The organism is Corynebacterium occultum (genome assembly GCF_009734425.1).
Taxonomy (GTDB): domain Bacteria; phylum Actinomycetota; class Actinomycetes; order Mycobacteriales; family Mycobacteriaceae; genus Corynebacterium; species Corynebacterium occultum.
On record NZ_CP046455.1, the window covers coordinates 2,976,652 to 2,989,081 of the forward strand.

The following is a 12,430-nucleotide window of genomic DNA, read 5'->3' on the forward strand; positions in this document are numbered from 1 at the left end:
AACCCTCAAGATCACTCGTTACAAGTTACGCACAACCACCAACCCCAAGGGCCAGCAGATATATGTGTGTTATCGGTAAATTAGTACCGGTCACCTCCACACCTTACGATGCGTCCAGATCCGGCCTATCAACCCCATAATCTATAGGGAACCTCAAAAGAAACCTCATCTCAAAACAGGCTTCCCGCTTAGATGCTTTCAGCGGTTATCCCTCCCGTACGTAGCCAACCAGCCCTGCCCCTGGCGGAACAACTGGCACACTAGAGGTACGTCCGTCCCGGTCCTCTCGTACTAGGGACAGCCTTCTTCAAGTTTCAACGCGCACGGCGGATAGAGACCGAACTGTCTCACGACGTTCTAAACCCAGCTCGCGTGCCGCTTTAATGGGCGAACAGCCCAACCCTTGGGACCTACTCCAGCCCCAGGATGCGACGAGCCGACATCGAGGTGCCAAACCATCCCGTCGATATGGACTCTTGGGGAAGATCAGCCTGTTATCCCCGGGGTACCTTTTATCCGTTGAGCGACACCACATCCACAAGTAGGTGCCGGATCACTAGTCCCGACTTTCGTCCCTGTTCGAGCTGTCACTCTCACAGTCAAGCTCCCTTGTGCACTTACACTCACCACCTGATTACCAACCAGGCTGAGGAAACCTTTGGGCGCCTCCGTTACCATTTAGGAGGCAACCGCCCCAGTTAAACTACCCACCAGGCACTGTCCCCAACCCAGATCATGGGCCAAAGTTAGATGTTCAATCCGATCAGAGTGGTATTTCAACAACGACTCCCACACAACTAGCGTCATGTGATCTAAGTCTCCCACCTATCCTACACAAACCGAACCGAACACCAATACCAAGCTATAGTGAAGGTCCCGGGGTCTTTTCGTCCTGCCGCGCGTAACGAGCATCTTTACTCGTACTGCAATTTCACCGGGCCTGTGGTTGAGACAGCAGGGAAGTCGTTACGCCATTCGTGCAGGTCGGAACTTACCCGACAAGGAATTTCGCTACCTTAGGATGGTTATAGTTACCACCGCCGTTTACTGGGGCTTAAATTCTCAGCTTCGCCCATAAATGAGCTAACCGGTCCTCTTAACCTTCCAGCACCGGGCAGGCGTCAGTCCGTATACCTCAACTTAAACGTTTTCGCACGGACCTGTGTTTTTAATAAACAGTCGCTTCCCTCTATTCTCTGCGACCACAACCAGCTCAAGGTGTAAAACCCGTCACCAGCCATGGCCCCCCTTCTCCCGAAGTTACGGGGGCATTTTGCCGAGTTCCTTAACCACAGTTCACCCGAACGCCTTAGTATTCTCTACCTGACTACCTGTGTCGGTTTAGGGTACGGGCCGAATGTGCACTCGCTAGAGGCTTTTCTCGACAGTACAGGATCACCAACATCACCCCGAAGGGCTACGCATCACGCCTCACACACCTGGGCCGGCGGATTTACCTACCAACCCGTGCTACACGCTTACACCACAATCCAATAAGTGGCTCGGCTACCTCACTGCGTCACCCCATCACTTAGCTACTACCAGCTCAGGCTCCACGCACGCCCCGACAGACACCATCAAAGATGACATCCGAAGGATTATGGGTGGTTAGTATCACTGATTCACCATGGGCGCACACACTCGGGTACGGGAATATCAACCCGTTATCCATCGACTACGCCTGACGGCCTCGCCTTAGGCCCCGACTCACCCTGGGAAGACGAACTTGACCCAGGAACCCTTAGTCATCCGGCGGATGAGATTCTCACTCATCAATTCGTTACTCATGCCTGCATTCTCACTCGCACACAGTCCACACCCGGTCACCCAAGCGCTTCACCCCGTGCACGACGCTCCCCTACCCAATAATATAAATATCATTGCCGCGGCTTCGGCGGTGTACTTGAGCCCCACTACATTGTCGGCGCAGAACCACTCGACCAGTGAGCTATTACGCACTCTTTCAAGGATGGCTGCTTCTAAGCCAACCTCCTGGCTGTCTTCGCGATCCCACATCCTTTTCCACTTAGTACACCCTTAGGGGCCTTAACCGGCGATCTGGGCTGTTTCCCTCTCGACTATGAAGCTTATCCCCCACAGTCTCACTGCTGCGCTAACTTAAACCGGCATTCGGAGTTTGGCTGACATTGCTAAGATTGTAGTCCCGCTCAACCAACCAGTAGCTCTACCTCCGGCAAGCACCACACAACGCTGCACCTAAATGCATTTCGGGGAGAACCAGCTATCACGGAGTTTGATTGGCCTTTCACCCCTACCCACAACTCATCCCCTCAGTTTTCAACCTAAGTGGGTTCGCGCCTCCACGACGTCTTACCATCGCTTCACACTGGCCATGGGTAGATCACCCCGCTTCGGGTCCAGGACATGCCACTAAAACACACTAGTTAGTATTCGCTTTCGCTACGACTACCCCACTCAACGGGTTAACCTCGCGACATGCCGCTGACTCGCAGGCTCATTCTTCAAAAGGCACGCCATCACCTATTACAGCTCTGACGGATTGTAAGCACACGGTTTCAGGTACTATTTCACTCCCCTCCCGGGGTACTTTTCACCATTCCCTCACGGTACTAATCCGCTATCGGTCATACTGAGTATTCAGGCTTACCGGGTGGTCCCGGCAGATTCACAGCAGATTCCACGAGCCCGCTGCTACTCGGGACATAAACAACAAGAAACACAGTGTCTTCACGTACGGGACTCTCACCCTCTCCGGCAGGTCATCCCAAACCACTTCCGCTAACACCGTGCACCCTGCGCCCGGCTGGTAGACCAGACACGCTTAAATCCCACAACCCCCACAATGCAACCCCTACCAGGTATCACACATCACAGGTTTAGCCACTAATCCATTTTCGCTCGCCGCTACTCACGGAATCACTATTGTTTTCTTTTCCTGCGGGTACTGAGATGTTTCACTTCCCCGCGTAACCCCCACAACCACTATGAATTCATGGAAGGGTGACCGCCCATAACGACAGCCGGGTTTCCCCATTCGGACATCCTCGGATCAACGCTTAGTTGGCAACTCCCCGAGGCATAACGCAGCCTCTCACGTCCTTCATCGGCTCAGTATGCCAAGGCATCCACCGTGTGCCCTTAAAAAACACACACAAAACTTCTATCACGACAAGGTCGCGATGAAATTGCTTACTTACAACAAGAATAAAGATGCTCGCGTCCACTATACAGTTCTCACACAACACACCACCCACCACCACACACCCCACCCGAAGACGAGACACCTGATACGTAGATGATCAGTCACGGAACAAAAATGTTGTCCCAGACACCCAACAGCATGCCACCCCACCACCGTCAGACAGTGAGTTATCTTTTGCTCATCGACCACGCATCCAAGCGTGGGGAATCATATCCACCCGATTAAAATGCCGGCGGGCCAACAAACGTGACCACCAACCGGTGTACCCCACCCACACAGTGGATGAAAGGATTTTCTAAAGCTCCTTAGAAAGGAGGTGATCCAGCCGCACCTTCCGGTACGGCTACCTTGTTACGACTTCGTCCCAATCGCCGATCCCACCTTCGACAGCTCCCCCCTTACGGTTGGGCCACTGGCTTCGGGTGTTACCAACTTTCATGACGTGACGGGCGGTGTGTACAAGGCCCGGGAACGTATTCACCGCAGCGTTGCTGATCTGCGATTACTAGCGACTCCGACTTCATGGGGTCGAGTTGCAGACCCCAATCCGAACTGAGGCCGGCTTTGAAGGATTAGCTTACCCTCACGGGTTCGCGACCTGCTGTACCGACCATTGTAGCATGTGTGAAGCCCTGGACATAAGGGGCATGATGATTTGACGTCATCCCCACCTTCCTCCGAGTTGACCCCGGCAGTTTCTCATGAGTCCCCACCATAACGTGCTGGCAACATAAGACAAGGGTTGCGCTCGTTGCGGGACTTAACCCAACATCTCACGACACGAGCTGACGACAACCATGCACCACCTGTGAACCAGCCACAAGGGAAGACGTATCTCTACGCCGATCTGGTCCATGTCAAGCCCAGGTAAGGTTCTTCGCGTTGCATCGAATTAATCCACATGCTCCGCCGCTTGTGCGGGCCCCCGTCAATTCCTTTGAGTTTTAGCCTTGCGGCCGTACTCCCCAGGCGGGGCGCTTAATGCGTTAGCTACGGCACAGAAGACGTGGAAGTCCCCTACACCTAGCGCCCACCGTTTACGGCATGGACTACCAGGGTATCTAATCCTGTTCGCTACCCATGCTTTCGCTCCTCAGCGTCAGTTACTGCCCAGAGACCTGCCTTCGCCATTGGTGTTCCTCCTGATATCTGCGCATATCACCGCTACACCAGGAATTCCAGTCTCCCCTACAGCACTCAAGTTATGCCCGTATCGCCTGCACGCCCGGAGTTAAGCCCCGGAATTTCACAGACGACGCGACAAACCACCTACGAGCTCTTTACGCCCAGTAATTCCGGACAACGCTCGCACCCTACGTATTACCGCGGCTGCTGGCACGTAGTTAGCCGGTGCTTCTTATCCAGGTACCGTCACCTTGCGGCTTCGTCCCTGGCGAAAGGAGTTTACAACCCGAAGGCCTTCATCCCCCACGCGGCGTCGCTGCATCAGGCTTCCGCCCATTGTGCAATATTCCCCACTGCTGCCTCCCGTAGGAGTCTGGGCCGTATCTCAGTCCCAATGTGGCCGTCCACCCTCTCAGGCCGGCTACCCGTCGACGCCTTGGTAGGCCATTACCCCACCAACAAGCTGATAGGCCGCGAGCTCATCCCACACCGAAAAATCTTTCCACCACACCTCCACGATGCGGTCCTATCCGGTATTAGACCCAGTTTCCCAGGCTTATCCCGAAGTGCGGGGCAGATCACCCACGTGTTACTCACCCGTTCGCCACTCGAGTACCCCCGAAGGGGCCTTTCCGTTCGACTTGCATGTGTTAAGCACGCCGCCAGCGTTCGTCCTGAGCCAGGATCAAACTCTCCATAAAAGACAACCAACACCCCGAAGGACGCCGATCAATCAGACTGAAAAGCCCGACAACCTGACAAACAAACCACGACCCACCCCCCACAAAGAGGAACAGGCCACTGGCAATTCATCCAAAAAATTACTGATCAACCATCAGACCCCCCCCTTCCCTGACGGGGAAAAACAAACGGGGATCCGACATAAAAACTTAGTCAACCATACCGACTGACCCCACCCCGAAAGATGCGGCCCATGATTTACAGTGCAAGCAACGATCTCTCACACCCGGTATGACCCGACCCACCACACCCAAACCGGATGCAGGCAGGCCACGACAAACAAAAAATAAAATGGCACACTATTGAGTTCTCACACAACACAACCACACCACCCACACCCACCACCACACAGTGACAGTCAATGAGGATTCCTGCAGCTCGTTAATTATCCCGCCAACGAAGAATGTTTTCCTACCGCCACACGAGGAACACACTGTGCTCCGGGGCGTTGTCGGTCTCGCTGACTCACATAAATATACTCACCACCGGTGATTAAACCAAAACGCCAGCTCAAGCCGCCATTGGCAGATATTTAGCGGGGTCGTAGCTTCATCAGTTCCCGCGTTCCCCCAGCCGTGAACCAAACCAGGATCGAATTCCACCAGTGAAGGGAACATGGCGCAGTGCCATCTTCGGCAGAATCATCGCAAAGCCCAGATATTGGAGAAAGAGGAGTCCGAGTACTGTGCCTCCACCAAGAGTTTCCAAGGCCAGCAGCACCAGGAGAACAGTCGTGGTTGCGATGAAAGCCAGGCTGGCCCACCAGGTGCTGCCCCGGCTGCCCAATTCGAGCAGGGTGATCAAGATCGGGAAGGTCAGAGCTACGCCCAGGAGAACCGCAACGGTGGTGACCGTATTTTCGCTGACACCCACCGATATATAGAGTGCGCCAAAGATCAACACCATCACAGGCCCAGTCAGCCCGATCAACGCAGTTTGCTGGGCCCACCGGATCCTGCCGCCACCGAATAAGATCCAGGTATCCAAGGATCCTCCCAATGCTTTCATCACCGGGACAGCTGTCATGAAGGCGATCGTGAGAGCAACGCTAAAGCTCCTCAGCGCATCAGGCGTCTCCAGGAATGCACTGATCAGATCAATCACCAACACCACCATCAGACAGCTCCCCCAGAGTCCCAACCAGGTTTTGAGTTGTGGGGCCCGGATGATCTGGTTCATCGGTGTCATTGCCAACCAGCCGACAGTGGAGCTCCCCTTGGATTCAATGCGCGTCTGCGGGGTCTCCGCCCATGGCTCCTTCGGGCGAGGCAGTCGAAGCAGCCTATAAACGAGCACCGTCAGGATCCCGCCGGCCAGAATCCAATCGGTTCCAGGGGAGAAGGTCACGGCCGCTACACCCAGGGTTGCCAGCATCAGTATCGCCAACCCCGTACTCAGGATCTGTTTGTGCCGGGCCCAGTGTATCCGACTCAGATTCACTGCCTGGTAGTCCCGGAAGTCAGGACTGAAGTTCGACAGGTAGACCAGCACCAGGAAAACAAGAAACCATCTTTGCCAGCCAGGTGCGGCGATGGCGGCCAGCAGCGTCATCCCGATTCCAAAGGGCAGCAGGATGAGGTTATAGGGGGTCAGTGCCAGATGTCTGAAGAGCTGAAACTCATGTGAGGTACGGTTCATCGCTTCTCTCCGCTCATGGCCAGTACCGCCTGTTCCAGGGTGATCCCGGAAACCCGCAGGCGTCCGCCGATCTGATGGGCGAGGTCATAGGCGGCGTCGGCAAGCGCCGGCTGCTCACGCAGATCGATGATGCTGCGGCGGCCGATGGAGATCTCCTCCCGGCGCAGTTCCGGCACTGAGCCAAGCTGACGGAGCAGCCTTTCAACTTCTTCCGCGGCCCCGAAGACCTCCAGGATCTGTTCCGAGAGTTCATGGGCGGGACCGTTGATGCGCACCTCCCCAGCCTTCAGGTAGAGAACGGTATCCAGTAGCTTCTCTGATTCATGAAGATGGTGGGTGGAGAGCAGGATCGTGCGCCCACCACGGTCCATCTCTTCGCGCAGGATGCGGTAGAACTCTTCACGTTTCCGTAGGTCCAGCCCAAGATAGGGTTCATCCAGTAGGAGGAGCTCACAACCGGAGGCAATTGCCAGCACCAGGGAGGTGGCTGATTTCTGGCCCCGAGAGAGGGAAGAGTAAGCCTTCCCAAAAGGTAGCTCGAAACGTTTACTGAGCTCCAGCGCCCGGCCCTCATTCCAACTATTATAGCGGGCCGCGGCCACAGCCATGAGTTTCCTGGGTGACCAGCTGCCGGGGAGCGGGGCGTCGATACCCGCCAAAATGGTGCGGTCCAGAACCGTCGGGTTATCGAAGGGGTCAACTCCGAAAACTCGAAGCTCCCCCTCATAGTGGAGCTGACCTGCCAGGACCCGCAGCAGCGTGGTCTTACCGGCGCCATTTTCCCCGATCAACCCGTGGATGAGACCAGACGCCAGGGTGAAGTTCAGCCCCCGGATGACTTTCTCTTTCTTTCCATAGCCTGCCGCGAGCCCCCGGGCATCAACCATTACTCTGCTCATGTCATTGCTTCCCATCACTTGGCGAATTTTCCGGTTTCCGGAAAACCTCGGCGATCATTGCTGTTGTGGCGGATCCGGTGGTGGAGATAGAGGCCCAGCGCAATGAGCAGCACACCGATACTCACCTCAATCCAGGGTTTCGACATTCCTGGATCACTGAGGATGTTGTTGCTGAAAATGACAGTGAAGGCGCCCAGACCGCCTAATAACGATTGGCCGGCGGTCCCGTTCTGCCCGGCCACCGCAACCAACACCAGCACTATCCCCAGCCACAGGGGTGCCAGGGCCAATGCCGCAGGGACGAGGTGACCGAGCCCTTCCCGGGGCAGAACATTCCGGAAACCGGCAGTTCCCAGCACAGCTGCGGCAATCAGCAGTGAGATGAGCGGTGCAAACAGCGCTGCACCGGTAGTGGACCAGGACCATTCCTTCCGGGTCAGACCCAGCGCCTGCCAGGTGGCCAGGGATGCGGTACCGCTCAGAATGGGCGCCACCGGCACAACTACCGCCGCCCACAGAGCCAGAGCGCGCAGCACCATTGCCAGATAGGAGTCATGGCCAGCCGTCACAGCCCACGCCATCCCGAGTACCGCCCCGAGGGGGATGCTCCAGCGCAGCATCGGCACCCACAGCAGCCGATGGGCAACACCTCCTCGTGCCGCGGGGCCGCTCAATGTCGAGGTGCTGATACCCTCCCAACCCCGGCCTTCCGAGGTCATCCTGTCCAGCGTGAGGCCGATGTCGACGGCAAGGATGACCATAGTGATCCCCAATGCTCCCATCCACCCGGCGGGCGACAAGCCAGGAAGCGTCAGCAGGGCGACCAGCAGAAGCACCGGCACCGACACGATCAGCTGCTGTCGTATCGCCGCCAGCCGATTGAGTCCCAGGGCCCGCCAGATCTGGCGGTCACCTGCGATATAGGTGATCAGGAGCAGGCTGAGCACGGCATAGGAGACGAGCTTGATGCCCGGGTTTCCCAGCGCTGCGATCAGGCCCCAGAAGGGAATGAGGAAGAGCAGCAGGAGCACCAGAACCCAGGGACGGGAAATACTCCGCAGCTGACACCCGGCGAGATGCCAGGGGGAATCAACGGTGGTGATGTTCATCTTCAATCCTTTTCCAATAAGGCGGTGAGAACTTCATCAAGGCCGCTGGGCTCCACCTGCAGAGCCGACAGATCAAGTTCTTCCAGTGCACTGCGGGGGAGAATCATGCGTGCGCGGCCAGTCACCTCCGCCCGGGCCAGCGCTGAATCAATCAGCGGCAGCTGCGCCCCGGAAACAGTGACATAGGTTTCGGTGAGCTCCTCGGCACCGTGGTGGTGATGGACCCGACCATCACGTCCGAGGACCAGGAAGGTATCCAGCAGTTTCGCCGATTCCTCGATGTCATGGGTGGCCAGCACCACGGTCCGGGGGAACTCCGCCATCTCCGCCAGGAGAGCGGAGTAGAAAAGGGTCCGGTTATGTACATCCAGGCCGAGGTAGGGCTCATCCAGCAGCGTCAATGGCGCGCGTGCCGCCAATCCGATGATGATGCCGACCATGCTGCGCTGGCCACGGGAGAGGTTCTCGTACTTCTCACCGGGATCCAGGGAAAAATCCTCAGCCAGTGTGAGGGCGGTGGGGCGATGCCAGTTGACATGGCGCACCGCTGCAGCTTCGAGGATGATGCGCACCTCCCAGGAACCGGGAAAGGGTACGTCGATCCCCGCGTAGACGACCCGGTCCATGACCGAGGCGTTGTCGAAGGGATCTGCACCGAAGACCCGGAGCTCACCACCTGAGCTCCGGACCTGTCCGGCGATCATGCTCAACAAGGTGGATTTGCCGGTGCCGTTGCGCCCCAAGAGGCCATGCAGGTGGTTCCCGAGCAGGTCCAGGTTGAGTCCGCTGAGCACCTCTTTTTCCTTGTAGTTCTTTTTCAGGCCACGGGCCCTGACAACTGTTGAGAGGGAGTGTTCTGCGGTGTTCATGTGTACAATCCCCGGCTTTCTGCGACGGCGTCGATAAGTTCATGGATCTCGGACCGGGCCACCCCCAATTTGATGGCTTCATCGATGAGTGGGGCCAGATAAGCTGCGGCAAATTCTTCTCGGCGACGTTTCATGATTAATTTTCGCGCTTCCGTTGTGACGAACATTCCCAAACCGCGACGCTTCTCCAGGATCCCGGTCTCCACGAGCAGAGCCAACCCTTTCCTGGCGGTCGCGGGGTTGATGCTGTGAAAGGCCGCCAGTTCATTCGTGGATGGTGCCTGCTGCCCGGCCCGCAGTGATTCATCGACGATGGAATCTTCAACGAGCATCGCGATCTGCCGGTACAGGGGTGCGGCAGTTTCGTCCATCAACCCACCTCCAGCTAGTTGGTTAGTTACTCATGTAATTAACCCTATCGGGGATGGCGATACCCGGCAATAGCAACGCTTTTCCCACTCCCCGGAGCACCCCAGACTGAAGAGTGAAAAACCCGCGCGGCGTCGACGTGCGGGGCCCAATTAAGGCATGCTTGAGGGTGACAACTTTTAAAGACAACGTAAATGAACGGAAATTAGGAGCCATGCTTGAACGCACACAAGTATTCGTCGACACTTCCTACCTATTGGCGAGCTTCTACAATTCCTGGGAGACCGGCGCCCGCGCCCAATTAGAGATTGATCTTCCCGAGGTCGTCGCAGTTCTCGGGAGCATGATTACCAACCAACTACACCAACCAGTTCACCGGCAGTTCTGGTACGACGGCATCCCGGATTCCGGGCCGCACCGTTACCAGCGCGCCCTGCGTACCTGCGATGGAGTACTCCTCCGCGCAGGTCAGCTCATTGAATGGGGCGAACGTCGTACCCAGAAGGCCGTGGACACCCGTCTCGTGGTGGACATGGTGCTGGCTGCGGTGCGCCAGCAATGTTCGGATATTGTCCTGGTCTCCGGGGATGCGGACATGATCCCCGGTGTCCAGGAAGCCACCAACGCCGGCATCCGGGTTCATCTCTACGGCTTCGGCTGGGATTCCATGTCTTCGGCACTGCGTCACGCCTGCGACACCACCACTATCCTGGATCCCCGGGAAGATTTCGCGGAGTGCATGCAGCTCCAGGTCCTGGAGGGTCCGGTGCCGCCGGCGGTACCGACCAAGCCCATCGGGGATGCCGAGCCCCTGGATGACACCAGCCCCACCACGGTCCCCAGCAGCGCCCTGCGCCCCGGCCCCCCGGCCACCCCGGCGGAGAAGAGCACCCCGGTGGAGAGCCCTGCGGAGATCTCAACCGAAACCCACGTAGACACCTCAGAGCCCGAGGCAGAGGCACAGCCGCAGCCCGAGCCGGAGCCGGAGCCCGCTGCGACGCTGCCAGATCCTTCCCCCTGCGTCGCTGCTGATGCCGGAAGCACCGACACCCCGGTGGAGCAGCTGCCCGGCGCGGAACCGGCTACCCCGACCGCGCAGAGCGAGGCGGAACCCCAGCAGCAGCTGGCGGAGCCCACGCCGACGTTGCCTGAGGGGGACGTCGATAAGCAGGAGGACTCCCCGGTTGAGGAGGAGACCCGGAAGGCCGCCAAACCGGGCCCCCCGAAACCCTCGATGATGGCGCCGCGACGGAAGCTGCGTTCACGTTATGTGCCGCTACCCAATGAGGTGTGGGTTTCCGCGGGTTCGCAGACCCCTTTTGATGTGGGCCAGCAGTATTCCTCCTGGTGGTACGACAATGCCGCCACCGCAGAGCAGCGGGATCAGGCGCATCTGCTTTCCGGGGGCGGCCTGCCTCCGGAGATCGATCGTCCCTTGCTGCAGTTCGCCTGTGAAACCCTGCATGAATACACGCTGAGTGAGTCGCAGCGCGTTAATCTGCGGGATGGTTTCCACGCCGGGATCCGTGGCGTGCTGCTCAACCGCCCCTAGAATTAGCCCTGGAAACCGCCCTGACCATTCCTGGTCGGGGCGGTTCCCGTATTTTCCCGGAGGCGCGGCAGCGGTCCTACTGCTGGCCGTTGGCTGCGCCCGGCTTATCCTGGCCCGGCTTATCCTGGCCCGGCGCGCCCTGATCCGGCTTCTCCTCCGCAGGAACCTCCGGGGAAGCTTCCTCGGAGGGTCCCGGTGCTTCCCCGGCTGTCAGCTGGTTGCCGCCACCCATCTGGGCGCGGATCTCGGCGAGGCGGGCGGAGGCCTTCATGTCGGTGCCGGCGGCCTGAATTTCGGCCATGCGGTCCCCGACGGTGCTCTGGGTCAGTTCCTGGGCGCCGAGGGCGTCTGCGTAACGACGCTCGATCTTCTCCCGCACCCCGTCCAGGGTGGGCACCGAGGTATCGGGCTTCAGCGCGTTCATGGAGTCCATCGCCTCCGTCGCAGTCTCCTGCATCGCGGCCTGGTCGGCCTGGGCGCGCAGTGCGTCGATCTGGCTGAGCTGCTCCTTGAGGCGGATCTCAGACTGCTTCTGCTGCTGTTCGGCCTGCTCTGCGGCGGCGGCAGCCTGGGTGTGCTGTTGCTTGGCGCCTTCGATCTGCTGCTCCACGGCGACCAGCTGAGTGGCGAATACCTCGGCGGTGTTGTTGAACTGGGAGGATTTGGTGTTGTCCCCTTGGGCTGCGGCCTGGTCGGCGGCGTTGAGTGCCTGGCGGGTCTGCTCCTGCAGCTCCTTCTGGGAGGCGAGCAGCCGGTCCAGTTTCATCTCCAGCTGCTTCTTGTTGCCGATGATGGCGGCCGCATGCTGGGTGATCTGCTGGTGCTGTTTCTTGGCGGCCTCGGTGGCCTGCTGGATCTGTACCTTCGGGTCTGCGTTTTCGTCGATCTTGGAGTCGAGCGAAGCCGTGAGATACTTCCAGCCCTTGCTGAATGGGTTTGCCATG

General features: G+C 58.2%; 7 protein-coding genes and 2 rRNA genes. 1 reads left to right on the plus strand and 8 read right to left on the minus strand.

What is annotated here, in order from left to right; genetic code table 11:
- Positions 1–59 precede the first annotated feature (59 nt).
- The 7 genes from COCCU_RS13410 to COCCU_RS13440 form a co-directional block, all read right to left on the minus strand.
- Positions 60–3,134: ribosomal RNA gene (locus COCCU_RS13410) — 23S ribosomal RNA — on the minus strand.
- 359 nt (positions 3,135–3,493) lie between these two features.
- Positions 3,494–5,010, minus strand: a 16S ribosomal RNA gene (locus COCCU_RS13415).
- The 16S and 23S rRNA genes sit together here, the layout of an rRNA operon.
- A 592-nt stretch (positions 5,011–5,602) precedes the next feature.
- Positions 5,603–6,601, minus strand: coding sequence for a hypothetical protein (locus tag COCCU_RS13420; protein ID WP_156232232.1), 999 nt, complete (start codon positions 6,599–6,601; stop codon positions 5,603–5,605).
- An 83-nt stretch (positions 6,602–6,684) separates the two neighbouring features.
- Complete coding sequence (locus tag COCCU_RS13425; protein WP_231598794.1) at positions 6,685–7,587, minus strand: ATP-binding cassette domain-containing protein; 903 nt, start codon at positions 7,585–7,587, stop codon at positions 6,685–6,687.
- Between the two features lie 14 nt (positions 7,588–7,601).
- Positions 7,602–8,696 carry a hypothetical protein gene (locus tag COCCU_RS13430; protein WP_156232234.1) on the minus strand — a complete coding sequence of 365 codons (1,095 nt, stop codon included), beginning with the start codon at positions 8,694–8,696 and terminating at the stop codon, positions 7,602–7,604.
- A gap of 2 nt (positions 8,697–8,698) precedes the next feature.
- Entirely contained in the window at positions 8,699–9,565 is an 867-nt protein-coding gene (locus tag COCCU_RS13435; protein WP_156232236.1) for an ATP-binding cassette domain-containing protein, read from the minus strand.
- Positions 9,562–9,936: a GntR family transcriptional regulator gene (locus COCCU_RS13440; protein WP_156232238.1), complete on the minus strand. Its 375-nt coding sequence runs from the start codon at positions 9,934–9,936 to the stop codon at positions 9,562–9,564. Before COCCU_RS13440 ends, COCCU_RS13435 begins: the two co-directional genes overlap by 4 nt.
- A gap of 212 nt (positions 9,937–10,148) precedes the next feature.
- Between COCCU_RS13440 and COCCU_RS13445 the strand changes: the two genes are divergently transcribed.
- Positions 10,149–11,486 carry an NYN domain-containing protein gene (locus COCCU_RS13445; RefSeq protein WP_156232240.1) on the plus strand — a complete coding sequence of 446 codons (1,338 nt, stop codon included), beginning with the start codon at positions 10,149–10,151 and terminating at the stop codon, positions 11,484–11,486.
- Positions 11,487–11,562: 76 nt separating this feature from the next.
- On the opposite strand, the gene COCCU_RS13450 is transcribed toward COCCU_RS13445, so the two are convergent.
- Positions 11,563–12,429: a PspA/IM30 family protein gene (locus COCCU_RS13450; protein ID WP_156232242.1), complete on the minus strand. Its 867-nt coding sequence runs from the start codon at positions 12,427–12,429 to the stop codon at positions 11,563–11,565.
- Position 12,430 lies beyond the last annotated feature (1 nt).